Here is a 25,480-nt window from a genome sequence, read left to right as displayed (position 1 = left end):
CTCCTCTCCAGGGCGAGGTCGTCAGTCGAGAATCGTGACTACGCCGTTGTCACCGTCGACGCGCAGCATCTGCCCGGTGCGGATCCGTTTGGTGGCGACGCCGGTACCGAGGACAGCCGGGATCCGGTATTCGCGGGCAACGATCGCTGCGTGCGACATGACGCCGCCGATGTCGGAAACCATACCACGGACCCGGGCGAGAACGGGTGCCCAGCTCGGTTCGGTCACCGAGCAGACCAGGATTTCGCCGTCCTTGACCTCTTGCAGTTCCTCGATGCTGAGGACGACACGCGCGGGTCCTTCGACGACGCCGGGTGCGGCGGCGAAGCCGCGCAGGACGTTCCCCTCCTCGGGCGCAAGCCACGCCCGCAAGCGCTCCGGCGTGATTCCCCACAACATGATGATCGCTGGGTCGCCGATGACCTCCGGCACCACGCCGAGCGCGGGCGGCGGTGCCCAGGCGCGCAGGCGCTCCATGATCTGCTTGCGTCGGGCGATTTCCGGCGGCCAATACTTCGGCCCGCGCGCGACGGTTCCGATGCTCCAGCTGAGCAAGAGGTCCATGAGCGCTCGCTCGAGCTCGGTGTAGTGGAGGAGGAAGATGTCCTCGATGTCCTGGAAGAAGCCGCCGGCGACGAAGAGCTTGCCGAGTTCGCGTACCTTGTTCCAGAAGCGGCTCTGGTACCAGTGCTCGACGTAGAACTTGTGGTCCTCGATCGAGTAATAGACATCGCGGGTGAGTGCCAGGATCTGATCGAATGCCTGCTTCTCCTCCTCGGTCGCCAGGAGTTCGCGGTAGCCTTGTGTGATCCGGTCGCGTTCCTCGCGAAGCGAGGCGGTATCGCGGTCGAGGTTTTCGCCGCGCTGCAGCCGCTGGATAGAGTCGGCCAGCACGCTGACGACGGCGTGGGATCGTCGATCCAGGCCCGGTGGTGATGCTGGAAGCCGTCGCCGGTATTCATGTAGAACCACGGGTCGGCGCTCTTTTCCCACTCGGCCAGCCAGCGCTGTCCAGCGTCGCTCGCCCGTAGCCTGGCGAAGACCTGCTCGCCCGATCCATTGGCGAGGAAGACGTCGTGGACGCCGAGCTCGAGCGCGACTTTGGCCAGGCGCTTCAGCTCGTCGTTGGGGCGGAACATGCTGACGTCGATCGCGCCGACCATCCGCGTCACTTGCTGGTCGGAAATCTCCGGGAACGCCTTCTTGCAGAAGTCGTAGAACGTAAAGTAGGCGGCGAACCCGATCATCACGATGTCCATGTGGATCTGCCAGACGCGGAAGATGCTGTCGATGAGGTCATGGTAGGCGGCCAGGTTGTCCATCGAGGCGCCGTAACCGCGCCGCTGGAACACGTACTCGGCTGGTTCGACCTCGGGGAGCTCCGGGAAGCGGATCGCGACCAGGCGATCGACTTCAGCGCTGAGTTTCTGCTTCCACTCGTCGTAGAGCGTGCGCCAGTTGGCATAGTAATAGCCAGCGCGTTCCTGGAACCAGCCTGCTCGCTGCTCGATCTGCGCCGGATCGGTCACCGGTGTGGGGCTGATGTAGACGTAGCCGTTGAGGACGCGGAAGTCGATCCCCATCGCTGGCGGAATGCAGAACATGCGGCTGCTCATCTCGCCGATCGCCAGGTACCCGGCCTCGGCGGTGATGATGTCGAACGGTGTCATCGCCTCGGGGAAATGCATCCCGTTGAAGAACCACAGGCGGCGTTCCTCTTCCTCCCGCCGATCCTCGCTGAAGAGGAGATAGTACGGATAGAGCTGCTCCCACCCTTCCGCACCGGGTGGTGTGCCGACCTCGAACGGGCTCGGAAACCGCAATGCGCCGCTCATCCGCTCCCCCGATCTTCGTCTGATTCCACTGACTTCATTGCTAATGATGACGCGAATGGTGCGGAACGCAAGATACCCGATCGGCATTGCTGAACGGGCGCGCTGCCGGGGGCGTCGGATGCCATCGGTGTGCGAGCGGATCCGGTCAGCCGACGACGACGTGGGTGCTGGTTGCCGTCACGCCGGGCGTGCCGTGGATCCGCTCGAGAACGAGCCGGCCGAGTTCTTCGACCGTCGGCTGCTCGGCGACGACGATCAGGTCGTAGTCACCGGTGACGATATCAGCGTGCAAGACGCCAGGGACGTGCTCGAGCGCTTCCTTCACAGCTCGCGCTTTCCCGACATCGCAGTGGACGAGAACGTACGCACGGGCTGCCATGGCGGTCTCCCTCCGGTTGTCGGCGGCCGTCCTTCCGAGTGTGCCCGAAGGTTGGCTGTGTCGCAACCGGGCACGGCGGAGCGAGGCACAAACCTGGTATCTCGTCGGCCACGGGTATACTTAGCGTGTGTCGAGAAGCGGGAACGCGGTTCCCAATCGCTCGAGGGAAACCAGTTTGGAGAAGCGGCGCCCCTTACGCAAGCTCTCGATGCCTGGTCACGATGCGGGTGCAAGACAGGCGCGCCAGTGGTTTCGCTTCGGTCGTGCAGCCCCAGCAGCCCAGGATCGTTCGGGGCGTGTCCAGCTGTCCCTCCTCGGTGGAATCCTGATCCTGATCGGCCTGTTCCTGCTCGCGGTGGCGGCGATGGGAACGGCAGCGACCCGGCCGACTCCGGAACCCCCACCGAGCCAGGTCGCGACGCTGACCACCCCACCGCCGCCACTGCAAGCCGTGCCGACGACGATACCGACTCCAGCACCATCCCCCACGGCCACGCCTGGTCTGGGGGCCGCGGTACAACCGACGGTCGAGCCGACCGCCGTGCCGACTCCAACCCCGAAGCCGAAGCTGCCGCCGCCGACGCGGATTCAGATTCCATCGGTCGGCATCGACGCACCGGTCGTCGAGGTGGGATACAAGGTCGTCGAAATCGAGGGCGTGCAGGTGATCGAGTGGGAGGTTGCCGAGTACGCGGCTGGGCATCATAACACGTCGGCCAACCCCGGCGAGGGAGGGAACATCGTCATTACGGGGCATAACGACTGGAAGGGTGAAGTCTTCCGGACCCTCGAACATGTCAAGCTCGGCGACGAGGTCATCCTGACCAGTGACGCTGGCGTGTTCCGGTACCGCGTCACGGAGATCCACTACCGGAAGGAGGTCGGCGTTCCGCTCGAGGAGCGGATCGCGACCGGCCGGTTCCTCGACCCGATGCCGGAGGAGCGCGTGACGCTGGTGACCTGCTGGCCGTACGGGATCGATGACCACCGCATCATCGTCGTCGCCAAGCCGGTCGATTAGGCAGCCGGTGGCGCTGCTCGGGGCCGGTGGTGCCGCGACTGCGCTCGGTACCGCGCTCGCAGTCGCTGGGATCGTCGTAGCCGCTGTATGGAGCCGCCGGTTCGAGCGGGCACAGGCGTTGGCAGCCCAGCTGCCTCGTGCCGAGGCGGTCGCTGATCCGCAGGCTGCGGTCGATCGCGGCGCGCTCGTCGTCCTGGCGGTGCCGGACAGCGCGATCGCTCCGCTCTGCAGCCAGCTTCGCTGGCGAGCCGGTCAGGCAGTGATCCATCTGGCTGGTGCCTACGGTCGCGAGCTGCTCGAACCGGCCGCTCGCGCCGGCGCTGAGACGGGCGCGTTCCATCCGCTTCAGACCTTCGCCGGCCGGACCGATCCCTCAGCCTGGCGCGGCGTGGGCGTCGCCATCGATGCCGATCCACCGCTCGCCGCCGAACTGACCTGGTTGGCTCGACGGCTCGGTGCCGAGCCGTTCGCGCTCGACCCAGCCCAGCGACCGCTCTACCATGCCGCGGCGGCGATCGCCGCCAACGGGTTCGTCGCGCTGGTGGGGACGGCGGCCGAGCTCCTCGCCCGAGCAGCCGGCTTCGAACGAGCGCACGCGGTACGCCATCTCCTGCCACTCCTGCGTGGCGTGTTGGACAATCTGGAGTGGCTCGGCTTGCCGCAGGCGCTCACCGGGCCGGTGGCGCGGGCCGACCGGGCGACGCTCGAGCGACACCTGCAGGCGCTCGCACAGGCCGCCCCAGAACAGCTTGCCCTCTATCGGGCGCTCGCTCGGGCGATGCTCCCGCTCGCGCGCGAACGCGCAGCCGCTGACCCCGAGCGCCTGGCCGCGCTCGAGGCGCTCGCCCAGTGGTTGGCTGCGGGGCAGCATGGCGAGGAGGTGCCACGATGACGCAGCGGGTCACGGTCGCCGATCTGGTCGCGATGAAGCGGCGTGGCGAACGGATCGTGATGGTCACAGCCTACGACTATCCGACGGCACGGCTCGCCGACGAGGCCGGTATCCCGGTCATCCTGGTCGGTGACTCGCTCGGGAACACCGTTCTCGGCTACGAGACGACGATCCCGGTGACGCTCTCCGACATGCTCCACCACACGCGCGCGGTCACGCGTGCTGTTCGCCGGGCGCTCGTCGTGGCTGACATGCCGTTCCTCACCTTCCAGGTGACGCCGGAAGAGGCGCTGCGCAACGCTGGTCGCCTCGTCCAGGAGGGCGGTGCACAGGCCGTCAAGGTGGAGGGCGGTGGGCCGGTGGTCGAGACGGTGGCACGCCTGGTCCGTGCCGGTATTCCGGTGATGGGCCACCTCGGGCTCACGCCGCAATCGGTGCACGCGCTGGGGGGCTACCGGGTGCAGGCGCGCAGTGTCGCTGCCATACGCCAGCTCTTTGCGGACGCCCTCGCGCTCGAGGAAGCCGGCGCGTTCGCGATCGTGCTCGAGCTGATCCCGGCACCGGTCGCCCGCGCGGTCAGCGAGGTCGTGCAGGTCCCGACGATCGGGATCGGAGCTGGCCCGGGTTGCGACGGTCAGGTGCAGGTGCTGACCGACCTCCTGGGTCTCACTCCTGGCCCCCTCCCACGCCATGCTCGCGCCTACGCTGACCTGGCGGGCATCGTGAGCGAGGCGCTCCGGCGCTATGCCGAAGACGTGCGAAACGGTGCCTTCCCTGGCGAGGCGGAGAGTTTCGGGTTGCCGCGCGATCTCGATGCCGAGACCGTCGAGGCGATCGCGCAGGAGTACCGCGCTCGACGGGAGGGAGGCCGCGATGCACGTGGCTCGGACTGTGGCTGAGCTCCGTCGCTGGCGAGCCGAGCAGGCTGGTCGCTCGGTCGGTTTCGTCCCGACCATGGGGTATCTCCACGACGGGCATCTCGCGCTCGTCCGGCGGGCGCGTGTCGAGAACGAGCGGGTCGTCGTGAGCATCTTCGTCAATCCGCTCCAGTTCGGGCCAGAGGAAGACTACGAGCGGTACCCGCGCGACCTGGAACGCGACCTCGCCTTGCTGCGAGCGGAAGGGGTCGACCTCGTCTTCGCTCCAGCGGTCGCGGAGATGTACCCGCCCGGCTTCGCGACGACGGTCGTCGTGCGCGGGCCGGTCGCCGAGCGGCTCGAGGGGGCGGCGCGACCCGGCCACTTCCGCGGTGTCGCCACCGTGGTGGCGCGCCTCCTGAATCTCGTCCAGCCGCAGCGTGCCTACTTCGGCTGGAAGGATGCGCAGCAGGTGCTGGTCGTCCAGCGCCTGGTCAGCGATCTCGCGCTACCCGTCGCGATCGTCCCGGTACCGACCGTGCGCGAGCCCGACGGGCTGGCGATGAGCAGCCGTAACGTCTACCTCGATCCGGAGGAACGGCAAGCTGCTGCTGCGTTGCCGCGTGCCCTCTTCGCAGCGCTCGAGCAGTTCCAGGCTGGCGAGCGCGCGGCTGAAGCGCTCCGGCGCACGGTGCGCGAGAGGCTCGCTGGCACCCCGGTGCGCCTCGAATACGTCAGCGTGAGCGACCGGGAATCGTTCGAAGAAGTCGAGCGGGTCGAGCGACCAGCACTGCTGCTCGTCGCCGCCTGGGTCGGCACCACGCGCCTGATCGACAACGTCCCGCTCGATCCGGCGGCACCCTGAGGTCGTCATGCCGGACGTGCCCCGCGTACAATCGGCCCCGACGAGCGCGGTTCGGGAGTTCTGTCGTGTCGAGCTCGCCGCCGACGGTCATCGCTGGTCGCTATCGGGTCGAAGCCCCACTCGGCAGCGGTGGGATGGCGACGACCTATCTCGCCCGTGACCTGGTGCTCGATCGCCCAGTCGCAGTCAAGGTGCTGCGTCTCACTAGCTCCCAGGCGACCGATCTCGCACGCTTCGAGCGAGAAGCGCGGGCAGCCGCCGCCGTCTCCCACCCGAACGTGGTGCAGGTCTTCGACGCGGGACAGGATGGCGAACGCCGCTACATCGTCATGGAGTGGGTCGATGGCGGTGACCTGGCGCGCCTCATCCGCGAGCGCGCGCCGCTTCCCGTCAAGGAGGCGGTGCGGATCACGGTCGACATCCTCCAGGGACTCGCGGCGATCCACCGGGCCGGCATCGTCCACCGCGACGTCAAGCCGGCCAACGTGCTCCTCGATCGTCAGGGACGGGCCAAGCTGACCGATTTCGGGATCGCGCGGCGCAGCGATGATCCGACGCTCAGTGGCCCGGTCGAACTCGTGGGTACTGCAGCCTACGTTGCCCCGGAGCGCGTGCGCGGTGAGCCAGCTACCCCAGCGAGCGACCTCTATGCAGTCGGCGTCATCCTCTACGAGCTCTTGACGGGGCACCTCCCCTATCCCGGGCAAACGCCCGAAGAACTCCTCGCCCAGCATCTGCACGCCGTGCCGGTTCCTCCCCGGCGCTGGCGTCGCGATATCCCGCCAGCACTCGAGCAGGTCGTGCTCCGGGCGCTGACGAAGGATCCAGGAGCGCGCTACCGCTCGGCTGAGGCGATGCTCGCTGCGCTGCAGGCTGCCGCGCAGCAACCGGGACGCGCACCGGTGCTTGGACGCTCTGCCGCGGTGGCGATGAGGAGCGGTGTCGAGGTGGGACGTCCTCGCCTGCTCGCGCTCGCTGGTGGTGCGACAGCGCTCTCGCTGGCGGTGGTGGCGGTGCTCGCTGTCCTGACCTGGGCACAGCTGGGCGGAGGCGAGCCCGTACCCACGCCGGTTCCATCGCCGGTGGCCCAGGCGACGCGATCGACTGCCACTCCGACCGTCGCTCCGACCCCGACTGCGACAGCAACTCCGGTGCCGACTGCGACCCCTGAACCGACGCCGACGCCCGAGCCGACCCCTTCAGCAGTCGTTGTACTGTTCGGTTCTCTCGAGATCGTGCAGCCGACACCGCCGGAGTTGCGTCGGTTCGCAGAAGCGCCTGCGCTCGAGCTCGCCCCGGAGGAGGTCGAGGGGGCCTATCTCCCCTATCGGGACGGTGCGCTGCCGGGCTTCACCCGCGACCTGGCGAACGCAGCCCTGCTTTTCGGCCAGCAGAGTGGAACGGTGCGTTTCGTCGTGCCAGCGGGCAGCGAACGACTGCTCATCGAAATCGAGGGACGGCAGAGTCGGGGCAACCCGCCAGCCATTCTCGCGCTCGCGCTCGGTGACCGGATCCTCTGGCAGGGGAAAGACGCATTCCCAGGCCCGGACTGGGCACGGCGGTCAGTCATCGTCGCGTTCGACCGTCTGCCGGAGGATGTGCCGGTCACGGTGACCTTGTCGAATCTCGGTGAGTCCAGCGACCGTGATGATGAGCCCTGGCTCGCGATCCGTGCGGTGCGCGTCCGTGTCGCGCGGTGACCGTTATACCCGCCCGGGGTATCGGTGGTAGACTCGAGCTGGGTGGAGCAGCTGAGAGGAGTCGACGATGTTCACGGTCACGATCGGAATGGATCCGGATATCGCGCGGATCGGCCCCGTCCTCCTGACGTGGCACGGGCTCTTCACGGCGCTGGCGATTCTGGCAGCGGTATGGCTGGCCAGCCGGGAGCTCACCCGCAAAGGGATCACGCTCCCCAACTTCGACCTCGTCGCGATCGTGACGATTCTGGGTGGCATCGTCGGTGCCCGGCTGTTCTTCGTCCTCGACCATCTCGGCGAGTATCTCCGCCAACCCTGGCGGATCCTCGCTTTCACCGAAGGAGGGCTGGCCGTCTACGGAGCGATCATCGGTGGCACGGTGACAGCGATCGTGCTTCTCTGGCGCCACCGCGTGCCGATCGGGCCGGTCGCGGACGCGGTCGCACCGGGGCTTCTGCTCGCCCAAGGCATCGGGCGTTTCGGCTGCCTCATCAACGGCGACGCCTGGGGTGGCCCGTGCACCTGCTTGGCCTGCGCTGGTGTTGCCGCCGGGACGCCAGCCGACGGGCTCGGCTATTGCCCCTTCGCGCTCCGGTACACCAATCCGAAGGCGCTCCTCCCGGCCGATCTCCTCGGTGTCCCGACCCACCCCTATCCGCTCTACGATATGGCGGTCAACTTTCTGGTGCTGGCCATCCTCTGGCGTTTGCGCCGCCGGGGGCTTCCCGACGGTTCGCTCTTCGCGCTCTACTGGGTGCTCTACGGTATCGGTCGCTTCTGGATCAGCTTCGTCCGCCAGGAAGCCGTCTGGATCTGGGGGCTCCAGCAAGCACAAGTCATCGCGCTGGTCACCGCATTGGCTGGCGCGGTCGCGCTCGTCTGGCTGCTGCGCCGGCGGACACCGGCGGCTGCCGTGGCGCGCTCCTGAGTCCGCCTACCCCTCGGGCGCGGTGGGGGCGCTGCCCTGCCGCTTGGCCAGTTCCTCCTCCACCAGCTTGCGCCGGAGCACCTTGCCGATCAGGTTCTTCGGCAGTTCCGCCCGGAACTCGATCTCGCGCGGCACCCGATGCGGGGCCAGGCGCTCGCGGCAGAAGGCCAGGAGGTCTCGGGCATCCACTTGAGCCCCCTCGCGGAGGACGACGTACGCCTTGACCGTCTCGCCGCGGTAGGGATCGGGAATCCCGACCACGACCGCTTCCTTGACCGCTGGGTGCTGCAGGAGGACCGATTCCACCTCGCTCGGGAAGACCTTGAGGCCACCGACGATGATCATGTCCTTGCGACGGTCGACGATCTGGAAGTAACCGTCCTCGGTCATGCGTGCGATGTCGCCGGTCAGGAACCAGCTGCCGCGGAAGACGCGCTCCGTCTCGTCCAGCCGCTTCCAGTAACCCTGCATGACCTGAGGACCGCGCACGGCGAGTTCGCCGATCTCGCCCGGTGGGAGCATCTGCGTTCCGGTCTCGAGGTCGACGACGATCGCTTCGGTGCTCGGAAGCGGCAGGCCGATCGTCCCAGGACGCCGCTCGCCGAGGATCGGGTTACAGTGCGTCACCGGCGCTTCCGAAAGACCGTACCCCTCGACGAGCCGCGCGCCGGTGAGCTGCTCGAACTGTTCCTGGACAGCGACCGGGAGCGGCGCGGCGCCGGAAATGCAGGCCTTGAGCGAGCGCAGGTTGTACTTCTCGACCTTGGGGGCGTTCGCCAGGACAGCATACATGGTCGGCACGCCAGGAAAGAAAGTCGGGTGCTCGTGGTCGATCGCTTCGAGGACCTCTTTCAGGTTGAACCGCGGAATGAGCACCATGCAGCCGCCGCTGACGATCGGGAAGTTCATGACGACCGTCTGACCGTAGATGTGGAAAATCGGGATAACACCGAGGACGACGTCGGAACCGTCCGGCTCCTCGATATTGCGCGCCCACGCGTGCGTCTGCAAGGTGACCGCCACGAGGTTCCGGTGCGTCAACATCGCGCCCTTCGGTATGCCGGTCGTCCCAGCGGTGTACTGCAAGACAGCCAGGTCGTCTGGCTCCCTCGTGACGCCCGGTGGTGTGGCCGGAGCGTTCTGGAGGAGCGGCTGCAGCCAGTGCGTGCGACCGTCCTCCGGTAACGTCACCTCGTGTCCTTCTTTCCGCTCGCGGAAGAGCGTGAAGCCGACGCGGGCGAGCGGTGGCAGATACTCCTTGATATTCGTCACGATGACGTGCTCGAGCGTCGGAACCTGGTCGCGGATCGTCTGGACCTTGGGGAACATGAGCGAGAGGCAGAGGACGATCTTGACCTCGGCATCGCGCAGCTGGTACGCGAGTTCCGGCTCGGCGTAGAGCGGGTTGCAGGGTGCGACGACTGCGCCGGCGCGCAAGGCACCGTAGTAGCCGATGACGATCTGGGGGCAGTTGGGCAGGACGAGCGCGACCCGGTCACCTGGCTGGACGCCGAGCCGGACGAGCACGTTGGCGAACCGGTTGACGGCCTCGTCGAGCTCCCGATAGGTGATTGCCTTACCGAAGAAACGGATCGCCTCGCGGCGGGGATAGCGTCCCGCGTTGAGCGCCAGATATGCCGGCATCGTCGTTTCCGGGATCTCGAGCTGTGGGGGCACACCAGGCTCGTAATGGCGAAGCCACGGTCGAGCTTCGGTTGTCAGTGGTAGCGATTGTGGTAGCTGGCTCGTCGCACCCACTCGTCAGCTCCCTTCTCGCGGCGCGGCTGGCTCGACACACCCGCGGCGGACGTCTTGCCGTTTACTATAGCGAAGCGCGCCAGGCTACGCGGGAGCTTCCCCGTTGCGGCGCACACACCTGAAGAGTGCCAGGCTTTCCCCAGGCGGTCATCCGGTCGGAGAGACACTACTGCTCGGCCAGCCGGGTACCGAGCCACAGCGCGACGAGCGGCGGGAGCACCAGGACCGCGACGCTCACGATCGCTGCCCACTCCGGTGCTTCGGGCGACAAGGCCCAGCCGAGACTGACCACGAACGCGGTTGCGCCAGTAACGGCGAGGAGCAGCACCAGCGGGCGACGCCGGAGGAATGCGGCGAGCGACATCCGCGGTGATCGATCGCTGCCAGCCGCGAAGGCGCGGAGCGACACGCGCACGCGGTAGGCGAACCAGGCCGCGCTGATGATCGCCGCGCTCGAAAGAGCGGCGAGCAACCCAGCCGCGCCGACGAGTGCGCCGTCCATGGTCGGAAACAGTGGCAGCCCGAGAGCGACGACCAGACCCAGCGTCACGACAGCCACTCCCGCGAGCGTCATCAGGTCGGTGCCGCGGACAGCCAGGCGGTCCAGCTCCCAGGTGAGTCGGAGGCCCTCCTCGAGTGCTCGCTCGATCTTCGGAGCCAGGGACGGAGGCTCGGTCGGCTCAGCATGGGCGTTCCACCGCTCGGCGAGGAGGAGCGCCTGGCGGCGGACGGCACGCGACCAGAAGTCCCGGGCGAGGGGCCAGCGTGACGGGGGATACACGCGGTAGAGCGCGGTCATCGTCCTTCCGTCGTTGTCCGGCAGCAGCGCGAGTGCCCCGCGGACTACGAGCAACGAGGACCACATGCTCTGTTCGTCGACGACCGTCGGCTCGATGACGATCCAGCCACCGTCCACGGCTCGCACACCTCGCTGCTCGGCGAGCCACTGTTCCACCCGCCTGACCAGACTCTCGCTCCTGTCGTCGGAGCGAAAGTGCAGCGCGACTTGCCAGGGGCGTGGGGCGGCGCTCGTGCTGCCCCCAGCGATGAGCTGGCGGATCGCCAGCCCGAACGGGATCACGAGGGCGCTGACGACCCAGACGAACAGGAAGAGCATACCGAGGTCGGCGTACCGGTCACCCTCGTCGAGTCGTTGCGCGTTGACAGCGGCGAACCAGAGGAAGGCAGCGAGGGCGAGGACAGCGTGCCCCCAGGCCAGCAGCCCCCGCACCGCGATCGCTCGCCAGCGAGGTACCAAGAGCAGGACTGCAGCGAGTGGCGGGATGAGGATGATCAGGGCCGCCAAGATCCGTTCTCGGCGAGGCCGTCGCTCCACCGAGCCCTCTCCCGGTACCGGGGATCCGGTCACCCGGTCTCCTCTCGTTCACCAGAATCTATCGTAACTGAAGCGAAACCTGGCGTACCGGCCGGAAGCGGCGAGACGCTGCAGTCGGGTGACGTCCGGGCGGGCGTCGGTCTATCCACCGGGCCTGCCGACCGTGCAACGCGACCGTGTTAGACTCCACCGAGGGACGGTGGGGCCTAAAGATGGTTCGTACCCCGGCTGCTGAGCGATCGGCATCGCCATTGTCGCCCCGAACCCGTCTCGCCCCTCCACGCGGTGCAGTGTCCGGACGACGGGAGAGAGCCGAAGGGGGCTAGCATGCGTGTCGCAGACGCAGTTGCCGAGATCCTGAAGCGCGAGGGGGTCGACCTCATCATCGGGTACCCGGTCAACGATGTCCTGGAGGCGGCTGCCCGCGCCGATATCCGGACGGTGATCGTTCGGCAGGAGCGCGTCGGTATCCACATGGCCGATGCGATGAGCCGGGTGACCTCGGGGCAGCGGATCGGTGTCTTCGCGATGCAGCATGGCCCGGGCACGGAGAATGCCTTCGGTGCGGTGGCGCAGGCCTATGCCGACAGTGTTCCGGTTCTCGTTCTTCCCGAAGGGTACCCACGACCGATGCTGAACCTGCCACCGAACTTCAGCGCGCTCCTCAATTTCCGCGAAATCGCCAAGTGGGTTGAGCAGGTCGTGCTCCCCAGCGAGGTGCCGAACGTTTTGCGGCGGGCCTGGACACAGCTCAAGAACGGTCGGCCGCGCCCGGTCGTCATCGAGCTGCCGCGCGATCTCGTCCAGGAGGAGTTCACGGGTACGCTCGAGTATCGCCCGGCGCCACGGGTGCGGGTCGCGCCCGATCCGGTCGCAGTCGACGAGGTTGCGGCCGTGCTCGTCGCTGCCGAGCGCCCGGTCATCTATGCCGGGCAAGGGGTGCACTACGCGCAGGCCTGGGAAGAACTCAGGGCGCTGGCGGAACTCCTCGAGGCGCCGGTCTGCACGAGTCTACAGGGTAAGAGCGCCTTTCCGGAGGATCACCCACTCGCGCTCGGCTCGGGTGGTCGGGCCTATCCGGCGACGGTCTCGCATTTCCTGCGGGAAGCTGATGTCATCTTCGGTATCGGCTGCAGCTTCACCAAGACGAACTACGGCGTGCGTATCCCGTACGAGGGGAAGACGATCGTCCATGCCACGCTCGATCCGGCCGATCTCAACAAGGACGTTCCCGTGACGCACGCCTTGCTCGGGGACGCCAAGCTCACGCTGGCGGCGCTCTACGAAGCGGTCAGCGAACGACTCGGTGGTAGACCGCGCGGGCGCTTACCGGAGGTCGCCGCCGAAATCCGGCGCGTCCGTGAAGCGTGGCTCGCTCAGTGGCTGCCGAAACTCACCTCGGACGAAGTGCCGTTGACACCGTACCGAGTCATCTGGGAGCTGATGCACACGCTCGATGTCGAGCGGACGATCATCACCCACGATGCTGGAAGCCCGCGTGACCAACTCTCGCCGTTCTGGGTCGCCAAGCGGCCGCTCACCTACCTGGGCTGGGGGAAGTCGACCCAGCTCGGCTATGGTCTCGGCCTGGCGATGGGTGCCAAGCTCGCCCGGCCCGACATGCTCTGTGTCAACGTTTGGGGCGATGCGGCGATCGGCATGACCGGTATGGACTTCGAAACGGCAGTGCGCGAGCGGATCCCGATTCTCTCGATCCTCTTCAACAACTTCTCGATGGCGATCGAGATCCCGGTAATGCCGGTCGCGACCGAGAAGTACCGCGCGACCGATATCAGCGGCGACTACGCAGCCTTCGCCCGCGCGATGGGCGGCTACGGCGAGCGGGTCACCGAGCCGAGTCAGATCGTGCCGGCCATCCAGCGGGCCCTGCGTGCTGTCGAGGACGGGTCGCCAGCATTGCTGGAGTTCATTACCGGAAAAGAGCTCGCGATCTCGACACCGTGATGGTCGGCTGCAGCATCGAGGAATGGGCATTCAGGCTGTGTTCTTCAGTCCTGAACGATCTCCTTGCGCCGGCGGCCTGCGCCGCGCAGGATGAGGGCAGTCCTGCCATCATGCAGTCGTCTTTGCGCATGGATCAGTGTCTCGGAGGGGCAGCCGAGAGGGGGGGCAGTGGGCGAAGCAGGACCGGAACGGCGGTGCGCAGCACTGGCTGGTTTGTCGATCCCGGCACCGGCGATCGCGTTACCGACCCGTGGGGCGCGCGTGGAGCAAGCGGAGTTCGTTCCGTCCGACGGCCGGCTTCCGGCCTATTGTCGCGTCGAGGGAGTGATCGAGCCGGTCGATGCAACGGCGCCGCCTATCCGGTTCCGTGTCAACCTCCCAGCGAGGTGGAACGGGCGCGCTCTCCACTTTGGGGGAGGCGGATACAACGGGTTCGTGCCGACGGGAACCGATCCAGTGCCCGGATCGTTGCCGGATGTGCCGGTACCGCTGGCACGTGGCTACGCGACGTTCGCGAGCGACTCCGGTCACGTAGGGATGAACGCTGCGTTCGCGCTCAACGACGAGGCGCTGGAGAATTTCGGGTACGCTGCGCTCAAGAAGACCCACGACGTTGCGGTGACGCTGCTGTGCACCTTCTACGGTGCGGCACCGGAGCGGGTGTATTTCACCGGGCTCTCGCAAGGCGGGCGCGAGGCACTCACGGTCGCTCAGCGCTTTCCCGACGACTACGACGGTGTCTTGAGCATCGTACCGGTCGTCAACTTCACCCTGCTGCAGCTGGCTGGCAACCGCATGGGCCGCGCCTTGCGCGATGGCGGCTGGATGGATCGTGAGCGGATCCATCTGCTCGCGCAGGCGCAACGCGCGGCCTGTGGTGGGCCGGACGCGGTACTGGACGGCCTCCTCATCGACTACGCGGCGTGCACCTTCGACCCGGCCGCGCTCCGCTGCACCGGTGATCGTCGGGACGGGTGCCTCACCGATGCCCAGCTGGCAGCGGTGCGGCTCTTCCGTTCGCGGCTGGAGCTCGAGTATCCGCTGGCGAACGGTGTCCGGTCCTATCCGGGATGGCCAGTCGGCAACGAGGACCTGCCGGGTGGATGGGATATCTGGGTCATGGGGCCGGCGCCACCGCCGCCAGTACAGCCCGAAGGGGTGGATCCTGGTGGTTCGATCATCGTCAACTTCGGTGCACAGTTCGTGCGCTATGCCATCGTCCGCGATCCGACGTTTCAGACATACGAATTCGATCCCAACGATCTGCGCTGGCGCGAGCGGATCGTGGAGGTCTCCCACATCGTCGATTCGACCGACCCGGATCTCTCTCGCTTCGCCACGCGTGGTGGCAAGCTGATCCTCGTCGAATACATGGCGGATTACGCACAGAGCCCGTATGCGGGGATCGAGTATCTCCAGCGGGTCGTCGAAACGCTGGGGGCCGAGACGGTCGATGCGTTCGCACGGCTCTACGTCGTGCCGGGTGCCAATCACGGTGGCGGCAACGCGCCCAGCCGGGCCGACTGGTTGACGGTCCTCGCGCAGTGGGTCGAGCAGGGCATCCCGCCGGCGGAAGACCTCGTGCTCTCCCAGACGGAGCCGGTCGCTCGCACCCTCCCGGCCTGCCGGTATCCGAACTGGCCGGTCTACCAGGGCGGTGATCCCAATGATGCACGGAGCTACCTCTGCCGACCGGCGCGGGGCTTCCTCCGCGAACGATGACGGCTGACGCACCGATCGTCATCTTCGTCCCGGAGCAGCATGAGGAACGGGAATCGGGCCGGGAACCAGTCTCGCGGTGCCACAGGAGTCTCGTGTTCGGGATATCGGAACACTTGCCTTGACCGAACGGTGAATGGTCGATAACTTGAAGACTGAAGGACTCTGCGGGGCTCGTGGCTCGGTGTCCCCCGTGGATTCTGTGGGGGTTATCGAGTCGTGAAACGGAGAGAAGTCGATGACGCAGCAGGCCGTGTCGAGCCTCCAGGCATTGCTCAAGCGCGTGCCGAGCATCGTCGATCACCTCTATAACCAGCCGCTGACGCTGCTCGGAACGTTTCCGGATTTGCCGCCGGAATTCACCAACTGGCGGGACGAACAGCACAGCTGGCGCGAGACGGTTGCGCTGTTCGACCAGTCCTACCACATGACCAATCTCTACCTCAGCGGGCCGGATGCGATCGCCTTGCTCGAACGGGTCGGTGTTAACTCGTTCAAGAACTTCCAGCCGGGGCAGGCGAAGCAGCTGGTCGCTGTCAGCCCCGAAGGGTACGTTATCGGTGACGGTATTCTGTTCTATCTGCCGGACGGTCGGCTCAAGCTGGTGTCGCGGCCCGGCATCAACAACTGGGTGCAGTTCCATGCCGAGACGGGCGGCTACGACGTCACGGTCGAAAAGGACGCCTGGTCGGTCGTTGACCCCAACCGGCCGCGGACGGTCTACCGGTTCGAGGTGCAGGGGCCGCAGGCGCTCCCGCTCCTCGAGGAGCTCAACGGTGGGCCGCTGCCCGAGGTGAAGTACTTCCGCATCGGTGAGACGACGATCGCCGGGCGCCGGGTGTTCTTCCTGCGTCACGGGATGGCTGGGGTGCCGGGCGCCGAGCTTTTCGGGCCGTGGGAGGATCGCGAGGTGGTGCGCCAGGCGATCCCCGAGGCGGGGCAGAAGTATGGTCTGCGGCGGGTCGGCTCCAAGGCCTACATCACGAGCGGGATCGAGGGGGTCGGATGGATTCCCTCGCCGGTGCCGGCGATCTATACCAGCCCGGAACTCCGGGCCTACCGCGAGTGGCTGCCGGCGACGAGCGAGGAAGCGATCGGCTCGATCGGCGGGAGCTTCTACTCGCCGAACATCGAAGACTATTACTTCACGCCCTGGGATCTCGGGTACGGACATCTCGTCAAGTTCGACCATGATTTCATCGGGCGTGCGGCGCTCGAGCGGATGGCGAACGAGCCGCATCGCGTCAAAGTGACCCTCGTTTGGGACGGCGAGGATGTCACGCAGGCGATCCGGACCATGTTCACCGAGCCGCCGGGACGGCGTGCCAAGTTCATTGACTGGCCGCTCCCGCGCTATGCGCTCTGGCAATACGACACTGTCTTGAACGAGCACGGCGAGCGGATCGGTGTGTCGACGACGTGCGGCTACTCGGCCAATTTCGGCGCGATCCTCTCGCTCGCTGTCGTCGATCCTGCCTACAGCCAGCCGGGGACGCGTGTAACCTTGCTGTGGGGCGAGCCCAACGGAGGCTCGCAGAAGCCGCTCGTCGAGCGGCACGTTCAGGTGCCGATCCGGGCAACGGTCGCACCCGTGCCGTTCGCCGACCATGCCCGCCAGTATCTCCTGGCGGCTCGTGGACATTGACGGTGATTGGTGTCGGGGAGAGTCGAGTTCGAGCTACGTGAGGAGGGAGCGATGGAACGGATGCAGCGACGTGCGTTCTTGCGACGAACGCTCGGATTGCTCGGGGTCTCGGCGCTAATGGCTGCGTGCGGTGGCCAGGAGGCGACGCCGACCCCGACCCAGGCTCCTGCTGCGTCGCCGACCGCTGCAGCACCTGCGCCGACTCCGACGAGCGCAGCGACGCCTACAGCGGCAGCGGCTGCCTCACCGACTGCAGCCGCGACGGTCAGCAAGGAGCCGATGCGGATCGGTGTACTGCTCACGCTCTCTGGCCCGGCTAGTCCGAACGGTGAAGCGAACCGGCGCGGTATCGAGCTCGCGTTCGAAGAGGCTGGTCAGACGATCGGTGGGCGGCCGTTCGAGCTGATCGTCGAGGACTCGGGCGGCAACCCGGAGCAGGCACTGACCAAGATCCGGCAGCTGGTCGAGCAACAGCGGATTCATCTCCTGCTCGGGATCACGCTCAGTAACGAGGCGGCAGCATTGCGCGATTACATCCACCAGAACGCGGTGCCGACGATCGTCACCAACGCGGCGCTGCAAGCGCTGACGCGTGATCCCAACATGCGCAGCCCGTATATCTTCCGAGTCTCCTACGCCAACGGTCAATACGATTCGCCGGTTGCTGATTATGCCTATAACACGCTCGGCTACAAGCGGATGATGGGCTTCGCTGCCGACTACGCTGCTGGTAAGGAGGAGCTGGCCGCCTTCAAGGCGCGCTTCACCAAGGCTGGTGGAACCTGGGTCGATGAGATCTACTCGCCGATGGGGACGCAAGACTTCGGGCCGTACCTCCAGCGCATCCAGCAGCAGGCTGGCAACATCGATGCCGTGTTCCAGTTCCACGGACTCTCGAGCGATGCCATCCGGCTCGTCGTCCAGTACGAGGAGTTCGGGCTGAAGGACCAGATCCCGCTGGTCGCCTCGGGTGCGACGACCGACGACTCGATCCTCGCCGAGATGGGCGATGCGGCCGTCGGGCTGGTCAGCGGGACCGTGTACACCGCTTCGATCGATACGCCGGAGAACAAGGCGTTCGTGCAGAAGTTCCAGCAGAAGTACAACCGGCGCCCCGGGCAGGTCGACTACCTCGGCTATCTCGGTGGTCTGGTGGCGCGCGCGGCGATCGCGGCGGTGAAGGGGAACGTGGAGGACAAGCAGGCGTTCCTGCGGGCGATCAAGTCGGTGCGCGTCGAGGCGCCGGCTGGGTTGTTCACTTTCTATCCCGAGTCGCAGGGGCCGGTGCACACGGTCTACATCTGCCGTGTCGCGAAGGCCTCCGATGGGAGCTACTACAACGAGATCCTCCAGACGATCTCCAATGTCGACGATATAACGTTCATGTGAACCGAACGGTGTGCGAGCACCAGCGGGGCGGTGCGTGCCGGCTCACCGCCCCGCTTCGTGTGAGAGTGACCAGGCTCGTCTGAACGAGTTTTCCCATAACATGGTGCGCCTCCTCCACGCCGCTCTCCCATCCTGGCCGATCGGTGGGCTGCGGATGGGAGCGACTGCAGGAGGAGCGGCAGGGTGCTCCGGGGGCATGGACGGGCGCGTGCTGACTCCAGTCGAAGCGTGTCGTCGCTCACGATCGTCACGAGAGGCGGTCCGCCGAGGTGCGATCCGCGAACGCACCCGTCTCCGTGTGGTCTCCTCTTTGCCCTTTCCGTCCCGTCGCGCGAACCGGCGTGGCGCGTCGGCTCGGCGACACTGTCGGCCGTGGTGCGCGCTCTCGGTCTGGTCGCACTTGCCTTCCTCGGTTCCCTGCTGCTCCTGCAACATGACGCACCGGAGACGAGCTGCCGGAAACATCCCGTGCCACTTGTCGAACCCTTTTCGGCATGACCAGTGCGCATGACGGTCGAATCGACCCTCGTTCCGACCAGCCTTACCCCCTTGTACGCTGAGCACCCTCACGGTTTCCGGCTGTGCTGGGAGCGCGTCGCTCGTGACGCCGAAACGGTCCGGTCGGAGTCGGTCGGCGATACCGCTTGCAGTATCCGCGCGGACGAGTTACTCTGAAGACGGTCGACTGCATGCGCTACCGTGCTGGAACAGCGCAGAAAACATCAGGAAAGGGAGAGAACGGCAATGTCGGCTCGGCTCTTTGTCCGGCAGTCGTCTGGACTGGTCCGGAGCATCTCCGCAGTCGATGCCTTCATCGGCAATCTCTTGATCATCAATCTCGTCATCACGGCCACCCAGATCGTCCTCATGCCCTGGCTCTTCCCGGGCCTGAACCTCCCGCTCTCGGTCCTCATGACGGCTCCGCTCGTCCTCTTTCCCGGCACCGTCTACATGCTCTACGGTCTCGCCATGCCGCGGTCCGGTGGGGATTATGTCTACATCAGCCGCACGTTGCATCCAGCGCTCGGCTTCGCCGCGAACTGCTCCGTCGTGCTCTGGAACATGTCCTGGATGGGAGCCTACGCGAACTGGGTCACGACCCAGGGAATCGCGGCAAGCCTCTCGATCACCGGGACACTCTTCGGCAATACAGCCCTCACGCAGCTGGCCGACCGTTTGGCGACGCCGTGGAGCACGCTCCTGATCGGCACCGTGGTCAATGTCCTGCTCGCCGCCGTGCTGGTCAGTGGCTTGCGCCGTGCCCTGCTCGTCCAGCGCACGCTCTTCCTGGTCGCGTTCCTCTCGCTCGCCTTGGGAGTGCTCGTCGTCGCGCTCGCTTCCCACGCCGAATTCCTCGCGCACGCCCAGCGATTCTTCGATCCGGCTGCACTCCAGCAGTCGGCTCAGCAAGCGGGGCTGGAACTCCCGGCTTCCTGGAACGACCTCCGGCAGACGTTCTACGCGACCGGTCTCAATGCGCTGGCGCTGCTCTTCATGTGGTTCGTCCAATATGCTGGTGGCGAGATCCAGAATGTGCGGCGAACCCTGCCGCGGGCTGTCCTCGGTTCTCTGGCCGCCGGCACTGCCATGATCACGCTCATGGCCTGGGCAGCCGCCAAGACCTTCGGGCCCGATTTCCTCGCCGCCTTCAACCACGTCTTCGCGAACGCTCCGGATGCCTACCCCTTCACGGTACCACCCAGTTGGCAGTTGCTCCAGAGCCTCCTCACCGACAACCCGGTTCTCGTCTGGCTCATGGCCCTCGCCTTCATCGCCTGGCCGATGGCGGCGATCATCATGAACCATCTCGCCAACAGCCGCTGCATGTTCGCCTGGGCTTTCGACCGCTTGCTCCCGGAGAAGCTGGCTGAGGTGAACGAGCGGACGGGAAGCCCGGTGGTCGCGATCCTGTTGAGCGCGATCGGTGCGGAACTGTTCCTGATCGTCTTTACCTTCTGGGGCGATACGGCCACCTTCTTCGGCGGGAGCACGCTCGGGTATCTCCTCGCTTTCGGTACGACTGCGCTGGCTGGCCTGCTCTGGCCGCTGCTGCGGCCCGATTCGTTCCGCCGGTCGCCTGCGGCCGTCCAGCTCTTCGGGCTGCCGCTGATCCAGATCGCTGGAGCTGGGACACTCCTCTACTTCGCCTTCCTCTTCTGGGCCTTCCTGACCAACCCGGCTTTCGGATTGGCACGGCTCGGTCTGGTCGGATTCGCGCTCTACTGGTTCGTCGGACTCGTGATTTTCCTCGTCAGTTGGCAGGTCCGGCGTCGCCAGGGCATCGATCTCTCGCTCGTCTATCGTGAAGTCCCAGCGGAGTGAGGTCGGCGATGCGCTGGTTCCGCCGCACCGCCTCGCGTCCCACCCGCTCTCGCCTCCTCTTCGCGACCGACCTGCACGGAGCTGATCTCGTCTTTCGCAAGCTCCTGAACGCCGCGCTCGTCTACGAAGCGAACGCTGTCCTCATCGGTGGCGATCTGACCGGTAAGGTGCTCGTCCCACTCGTCCGCCAGCCCAATGGGAACTGGCTGGCCTCCGTCGATGGCGCGGTCGACCGCCTCATGAGCGATGCCGAGGCGGAGACCTACGCGAACGACCTCGCTGCGCGCGGTGCCTATGTCCTGCGCTGTGACCCGGATAGCTACGCCGCGCTCGAGCACGATCCGTCCCGTCGCGACGCGGCCTTTCTCGCACTGATGCGCGAGCGGCTCGAGCGATGGGCCGCACTCGTGCAGGAACGGCTGACGCCGCGCGGTATCCGCTTCCTCTGGAACTGCGGAAACGACGATCCCCTCGAACTCGACCCGTTCCTCAGCGAGCTTCCTGGGGCCGAGTTCCTCGAGGGTCGGGCCGTTCCGCTGTTCGGGCGAGTCTGGCTCGCCAGCGTGGGTGCGGCCAATCTGACCCCGTGGCACTGTCCCCGCGACGTGCCCGAAGAAGAGCTCGCTCGCCGTCTCGACGCGGTCGCTGCCCAGATCCCGCCGGAGGATCTTCCCACAGCGGTCTTCAATGTCCACTGCCCGCCGTACGGCAGCGGCCTCGACCTGGCGCCCCGTCTCGACGAGACGCTCAAGCCGGTCGTGGTCGGTGGGGTCGTCGAGACGGTACCGGTCGGCAGCACGGCGGTGCGGGAGGCGATCGAACGGTACCAGCCCCAGCTCGGCCTGCACGGCCACATCCACGAGTCACGCGGTGCGCAACGGCTCGGCCGGACCCTCTGTCTCAATCCCGGCAGCGAATACCAGGACGGTGCCTTGCGTGCCGCGGTCATCGACTTCGAGGGGGATACCGTGCGAAACTATCTCCTCGTGAGTGCCTGAGTGCGCGGAGGGAGCAGTCGTGCCACGCCGCTATCGCGTCGCGGCGATCCAGTTCGAGCCGGAGTTGGGAGCGAAGGAGCGCAACCGCGAACGGTTGCTCGCGCTCTGCACCGAGGCTGTGCGCGCCGGTGCGCGCCTCGTCGTGACGCCCGAGATGGCGACCACCGGCTATTGCTGGTACGACCGGGCGGAAATCGCTCCTTTCGTCGAGCCGGTCCCTGGACCGACGACCGAGCGCTTCGCGGCGCTGGCACGCGAGCACGCATGCTACCTCGTCGTCGGCCTGCCCGAAGTCGATCCCCGCACCGGCATCTTCTACAACAGCGCTGCCCTCATCGGTCCGGGCGGGGTCCTCGGTGTCTATCGCAAGACGCACAGTTTCATCAGCGAACCGAAGTGGGCGAAGGACGGTGATCATGGTCTGCCGGTCTGGGAGACCGAGCTCGGGCGGCTCGGCATCCTCATCTGCATGGACGCCGATTACTTCGAGCCAGCTCGTCTCCTCGCCCTGCAGGGCGCCGACGTGCTCTGTTTCCCGACCAACTGGTTGCTCGAAAAGGGGCCCGGTGCGAGCTGGATGGCTCGAGCGCTCGAGAATGGCTGCTACCTCATCGCTGCCGACCGCTACGGCTGCGAGCGGGGTGTCCAGTTCTCCGGCGGTTCGGCGATCATCGCGCCGGACGGTACGATCCAGTGCCGGCTCGATACCGGCGACGGGGTCGTGCTCGGGGAGGTCGATCTCGAGCCGGCTCGCGCTGATCGTTCCCGCCTGTTCGGAGCGCGCCGTCCCGAGTTCTACGACACCCTGACGCTCAACGCCTATCTCTGGAACCCGCTCGAGTTCCACGGACTCTATGGCCACCGGCCGCTCCCACCCGGACGCCGGAGCCGCGTGGCTGTGGTGCAACTGCAACCGCTACCCGGTTCCCTCGCGGACAACGTCGCTCGGATCGACGAGTCGCTCGCGACGCTCCCGCGTAGCGTGCGGCTGGTCGTCCTTCCGGAGTACGCGCTCACCGGAGTCCCCCACGATGCCTCCGCGGCCGAGCGGCTGGCCGTCCCGCTCACCGACGACCTCGTCGCCACGCTCCGTCGCCTGGCGCGACGGCACCGGACGCTGCTCGCGGTCGGGGTGCTCGAGCGACTGACCGCTGGGTGTGCCTCGACTGTGCTGCTCGTTGCGCCGGACGGTCTCCTCGCGCACTATCGCAAGGTGCACGTCATCGGCCACGAGCGAGCGTTTCTGCTCCCCGGTGACGCCGGCCCGCCGGTCGTCGATCTCCCGCTCGGCCGGGTGGGTGTGCTCGCCGGCACCGACCTGCTCTTCCCGGAGATCGTGCGGGTGCTCGCGCTGGCAGGCTGCGATCTCATCGTTGCGCCAGCTGGCCCGCTCCTACCACCGGTGCGCGGGCTCGGCCCCACGGCCGTACCGCTGCCGTCCCCAGCCGTGACCGGCGAGGATCCGACGCACTTCCACCTCGCCCGCGTCCGCGCTTTCGAGAACATGACGTACGTCGCCTACGCGGCGTTGCCGGAACCCGATGGAACCGGTTGGAGCGGCCTGTTCGGCCCGGTGCCGGAGACGCGGGCGAGCGAACAGCTGGTCGAACCGAGATCGACTGGTCTCGCCTGGGGGGTGGTCGATACGACGAACCTCGCCACGCGCTATCCGACCAATCCGGTGCGTGCGAAAGATCTCCTGCGGATGCGGCGGACTGACCTCTACGACCTGTTGCAGATCTCCCCTGCTGCTTCGCCGCTGACGATCACGGCAGGGGTAGTTGGCGGAGCTTCGGGTCGCGCAGAGTGACGCTCAGCCACAGCCGCAGGCGCTGGGCGATGGCGTCCCGAACCTGCCGGAACGCTTCCAGTCGCTCCTCCTCGCTGCCCTCGACCGCACTCGGATCGGGAAACGACCAGTGGATCTGCTCCCCGCCCGGAACGTACGGACAGCGCTCGCGAGCCTGATCGCACACAGTGATCACGTAATCGAACGCCTGCCCGCGGAACTTCTCGACCGATTTGGCCCGCAACCCGCTCGCGTCGACGCCGATCTCTTCGAGAACCCGAACGGTCAGCGGATGCACCTGCGTTGGTTCCGTACCAGACGAATGGACTTCGACGGCATCGCCACCCATCCAGCGCAGGAGTGCCTCGGCCATCTGGGATCGGGCAGCATTGTGTGTGCAGACGATCAAGACCCGGATCGGTCGTGCTCGCGCGCTCATCGTCCCACCTCGCGTCAGTCGAGTCCCTGCTCGGTAGCGTAACATGTGCAGCTGGTCGAGTCGTTGCGGAACGATGAACGATCGTCCCCGGGATATCGGGTATGCTCGGTCCGGGACAGGAGGCGTGAGGGGATGTCCTGGGGTGCCCGGATAGCCGACGAAACGGTCGAGGCGTGGCTCGCAGCTGCGGTCGAGCGTCTCGTGCGTGAGCTCGATCCGGAGCGCATCCTGCTCTTCGGTTCTCATGCCCGGGGGACCGCCGGCCGACGTTCCGATCTCGACCTCATCGTCGTCTGGGACACTCAGCTCGAGCCGCTCGAGCGTATCGGACGCGTCCTCGCGCTCCTCGCTGACGCGCCGCGGTCGGTCGATGTCCTGGTCTATACTCCAGCCGAGTTCGCCGAGCGGGCGGACCTCCCCTTCCTGCGAGGTGTTCTGCGGGAGGCTCGTGTGCTGTATGAGCGTGGAGAAGCGCCGGCGTGAGGCCAAACGCTGGCTCCGCCAGGCTGAGGACGATCTGGAGGCAGCGCACGCGCTCTTCGTGGCCGGCAAGTATGCCCAGGCCTGCTTCTTCGCCCAACAAGCTGCCGAGAAGGCGCTGAAGGCGCTCTGGTTCGCCGCTGATCTCGACCCCTGGGGACATTCGGTCTACCGGTTGATCGTCGAGCTTCCGCAACCGCTCCGCCACGAACTCGAACCCCTCCAGCAGGCAGCTCTGGCGCTCGACAAACTGTACGTACCGACCCGCTACCCGGATGCGCTCGGTGAGCTGACTCCTGCCGAGGCGTACACGCGCCCGGAGGCCGAACGAGCACTTGTCGAGGCGCATGCCATCCTGGATGCGGTCCGCAGTCAGCTCGACCGCTGACAGCCTGGTGGTGGATCGACAGCGACTGCGGAGGTTCTTTCGCTCGCCACTGGTTCGCCGGGACCGTATGCCCGTGGTAGGGTACCGAAAGTCGGAGCTCGACGAAGGAAATGGGTGCCATGTCGGAAGGCGCGAACGAGCAGGACAAGGGTAACCGCTCGCGTCCTCGGCGAGCCGCGCCCTCGGCTGTGAAGGCCGACGGTGCAGCGCTCGTCACCGAGAAGATCGCCGAGATGCCCGAGCCGTGGCGGGCGATCGCCCAGCGGCTGGACGCGTTGATCCGCTCGGCGGCTCCCGAACTCGTACCGCGTCTCTGGTACGGGATGCCGGCCTACGCGAAGGACGGCAAGGTGGTCTGTTTCTTCCGCAGTCCCGATCGCTTCGACGAGCGCTACCTCACGCTCGGTTTCAACGACGCCGCGCACCTCGACGACGGCAACATGTGGCCGATCGCCTTCGCTATCGTCGATCTGACACCGGCCGAGGAGGAACGGATCGTCGAACTCGTGCGGCGTGCTGTGCGGTGAATCGCACGCCTGCTGGTTGCCCGGGTCCCGCGACGCGACCGCACGGTGCGGAGCATGCACCGTTTTCGAGCGGCGAGCGCCGGTATCGCTTGGGCGCCCACCATGCAGCCCTGCACCAGTGAACGATTCGTCCGCTAGCGACGTGGACTGGGCATCAGGGGCCCCGCGGTGCTTCGAGGTGGACGCCGCGTTCTGGCCGCAAGGAATGCGGCTCGTCAGTCTCGCGCTCCTGTGCGATCATCCGCACG

General features: G+C 66.7%; 22 protein-coding genes. 17 read left to right on the top strand and 5 right to left on the bottom strand.

Annotated elements, in window-relative coordinates; translation table 11 throughout:
* Positions 1 to 21: 21 nt before the first annotated feature.
* On the bottom strand, positions 22 to 972 hold the full coding sequence (locus OO015_RS11020) for a PEP-utilizing enzyme (RefSeq protein ID WP_265941317.1): 951 nt from the start codon (positions 970 to 972) through the stop codon (positions 22 to 24).
* Positions 973 to 1,076: 104 nt separating this feature from the next.
* Here OO015_RS11020 and OO015_RS11015 point away from each other — a divergent pair, with 104 nt between their 5' ends.
* Complete coding sequence (locus tag OO015_RS11015) at positions 1,077 to 1,928, top strand: hypothetical protein (RefSeq protein WP_265941316.1); 852 nt, start codon at positions 1,077 to 1,079, stop codon at positions 1,926 to 1,928.
* 52 nt (positions 1,929 to 1,980) lie between these two features.
* Here the strand turns inward: OO015_RS11015 and OO015_RS11010 are convergent, their stop codons facing one another.
* Positions 1,981 to 2,214, bottom strand: a complete 234-nt coding sequence (locus tag OO015_RS11010) for an Lrp/AsnC family transcriptional regulator (RefSeq protein ID WP_265941315.1) — start codon at positions 2,212 to 2,214, stop codon at positions 1,981 to 1,983.
* Between the two features lie 175 nt (positions 2,215 to 2,389).
* On the opposite strand from OO015_RS11010, the gene OO015_RS11005 reads away from it, so the two are divergent.
* From OO015_RS11005 to lgt, 6 genes are all read left to right on the top strand, one after another.
* A complete protein-coding gene (locus OO015_RS11005) occupies positions 2,390 to 3,235 on the top strand; it encodes a sortase (protein WP_265941314.1) in 846 nt (281 codons plus the stop codon).
* 7 nt (positions 3,236 to 3,242) lie between these two features.
* Positions 3,243 to 4,127 carry a Rossmann-like and DUF2520 domain-containing protein gene (locus OO015_RS11000; RefSeq protein WP_265941313.1) on the top strand — a complete coding sequence of 295 codons (885 nt, stop codon included), beginning with the start codon at positions 3,243 to 3,245 and terminating at the stop codon, positions 4,125 to 4,127.
* The gene (gene panB / locus OO015_RS10995; protein ID WP_265941312.1) at positions 4,124 to 5,026 is read left to right on the top strand and encodes a 3-methyl-2-oxobutanoate hydroxymethyltransferase; all 903 of its coding nucleotides are present in this window, start codon (positions 4,124 to 4,126) and stop codon (positions 5,024 to 5,026) included. Before OO015_RS11000 ends, panB begins: the two co-directional genes overlap by 4 nt.
* Positions 5,001 to 5,849: a pantoate--beta-alanine ligase gene (panC, locus tag OO015_RS10990; RefSeq protein WP_265941311.1), complete on the top strand. Its 849-nt coding sequence runs from the start codon at positions 5,001 to 5,003 to the stop codon at positions 5,847 to 5,849. The genes panB and panC overlap by 26 nt, the downstream gene beginning before the upstream one ends.
* A 65-nt stretch (positions 5,850 to 5,914) precedes the next feature.
* Positions 5,915 to 7,549, top strand: a complete 1,635-nt coding sequence (locus OO015_RS10985) for a serine/threonine-protein kinase (protein WP_265941310.1) — start codon at positions 5,915 to 5,917, stop codon at positions 7,547 to 7,549.
* Positions 7,550 to 7,616: 67 nt separating this feature from the next.
* The gene (gene lgt, locus OO015_RS10980; protein WP_265941309.1) at positions 7,617 to 8,477 is read left to right on the top strand and encodes a prolipoprotein diacylglyceryl transferase; all 861 of its coding nucleotides are present in this window, start codon (positions 7,617 to 7,619) and stop codon (positions 8,475 to 8,477) included.
* Between the two features lie 6 nt (positions 8,478 to 8,483).
* On the opposite strand, the gene OO015_RS10975 is transcribed toward lgt, so the two are convergent.
* Entirely contained in the window at positions 8,484 to 10,235 is a 1,752-nt protein-coding gene (locus tag OO015_RS10975; RefSeq protein ID WP_265941308.1) for a long-chain-fatty-acid--CoA ligase, read from the bottom strand.
* Between the two features lie 166 nt (positions 10,236 to 10,401).
* Positions 10,402 to 11,571 carry a hypothetical protein gene (locus OO015_RS10970; RefSeq protein ID WP_265941307.1) on the bottom strand — a complete coding sequence of 390 codons (1,170 nt, stop codon included), beginning with the start codon at positions 11,569 to 11,571 and terminating at the stop codon, positions 10,402 to 10,404.
* Between the two features lie 327 nt (positions 11,572 to 11,898).
* On the opposite strand from OO015_RS10970, the gene OO015_RS10965 reads away from it, so the two are divergent.
* The 7 genes from OO015_RS10965 to OO015_RS10935 all read left to right on the top strand — a co-directional run bounded on the left by OO015_RS10965 (position 11,899) and on the right by OO015_RS10935 (position 23,419).
* Positions 11,899 to 13,536 carry a thiamine pyrophosphate-requiring protein gene (locus OO015_RS10965; protein WP_265941306.1) on the top strand — a complete coding sequence of 546 codons (1,638 nt, stop codon included), beginning with the start codon at positions 11,899 to 11,901 and terminating at the stop codon, positions 13,534 to 13,536.
* Between the two features lie 168 nt (positions 13,537 to 13,704).
* Positions 13,705 to 15,258 (top strand): tannase/feruloyl esterase family alpha/beta hydrolase, encoded by a 1,554-nt coding sequence (locus OO015_RS10960; protein WP_265941305.1) that lies wholly within the window; start codon positions 13,705 to 13,707, stop codon positions 15,256 to 15,258.
* 235 nt (positions 15,259 to 15,493) lie between these two features.
* Positions 15,494 to 16,900: an aminomethyl transferase family protein gene (locus OO015_RS10955; RefSeq protein ID WP_265941304.1), complete on the top strand. Its 1,407-nt coding sequence runs from the start codon at positions 15,494 to 15,496 to the stop codon at positions 16,898 to 16,900.
* 51 nt (positions 16,901 to 16,951) lie between these two features.
* Positions 16,952 to 18,289 (top strand): ABC transporter substrate-binding protein, encoded by a 1,338-nt coding sequence (locus OO015_RS10950; RefSeq protein ID WP_265941303.1) that lies wholly within the window; start codon positions 16,952 to 16,954, stop codon positions 18,287 to 18,289.
* A gap of 744 nt (positions 18,290 to 19,033) precedes the next feature.
* Positions 19,034 to 20,611 (top strand): APC family permease, encoded by a 1,578-nt coding sequence (locus tag OO015_RS10945; RefSeq protein WP_265941302.1) that lies wholly within the window; start codon positions 19,034 to 19,036, stop codon positions 20,609 to 20,611.
* A gap of 8 nt (positions 20,612 to 20,619) precedes the next feature.
* Complete coding sequence (locus tag OO015_RS10940) at positions 20,620 to 21,609, top strand: metallophosphoesterase family protein (RefSeq protein WP_265941301.1); 990 nt, start codon at positions 20,620 to 20,622, stop codon at positions 21,607 to 21,609.
* A gap of 19 nt (positions 21,610 to 21,628) precedes the next feature.
* Positions 21,629 to 23,419, top strand: coding sequence for a nitrilase-related carbon-nitrogen hydrolase (locus OO015_RS10935; protein WP_265941300.1), 1,791 nt, complete (start codon positions 21,629 to 21,631; stop codon positions 23,417 to 23,419).
* Here the strand turns inward: OO015_RS10935 and OO015_RS10930 are convergent.
* The gene (locus tag OO015_RS10930) at positions 23,376 to 23,837 is read right to left on the bottom strand and encodes an arsenate reductase ArsC (RefSeq protein WP_265941299.1); all 462 of its coding nucleotides are present in this window, start codon (positions 23,835 to 23,837) and stop codon (positions 23,376 to 23,378) included. The genes OO015_RS10935 and OO015_RS10930 overlap by 44 nt on opposite strands.
* Before the next feature lie 132 nt (positions 23,838 to 23,969).
* On the opposite strand from OO015_RS10930, the gene OO015_RS10925 reads away from it, so the two are divergent.
* The 3 genes from OO015_RS10925 (at position 23,970) to OO015_RS10915 (ending at position 25,232) form a co-directional block, all read left to right on the top strand.
* Positions 23,970 to 24,320, top strand: a complete 351-nt coding sequence (locus tag OO015_RS10925) for a nucleotidyltransferase domain-containing protein (protein WP_265941298.1) — start codon at positions 23,970 to 23,972, stop codon at positions 24,318 to 24,320.
* On the top strand, positions 24,295 to 24,705 hold the full coding sequence (locus tag OO015_RS10920; protein WP_265941297.1) for a HEPN domain-containing protein: 411 nt from the start codon (positions 24,295 to 24,297) through the stop codon (positions 24,703 to 24,705). Before OO015_RS10925 ends, OO015_RS10920 begins: the two co-directional genes overlap by 26 nt.
* A 119-nt stretch (positions 24,706 to 24,824) precedes the next feature.
* On the top strand, positions 24,825 to 25,232 hold the full coding sequence (locus OO015_RS10915; protein WP_265941296.1) for an iron chaperone: 408 nt from the start codon (positions 24,825 to 24,827) through the stop codon (positions 25,230 to 25,232).
* Positions 25,233 to 25,480: the final 248 nt, after the last annotated feature.

The sequence above is a fragment of the Thermomicrobium sp. 4228-Ro genome (assembly GCF_026241205.1).
Lineage (GTDB): Bacteria > Chloroflexota > Chloroflexia > Thermomicrobiales > Thermomicrobiaceae > Thermomicrobium.
This window is presented reverse-complemented; position numbering and strand designations above follow the sequence as displayed.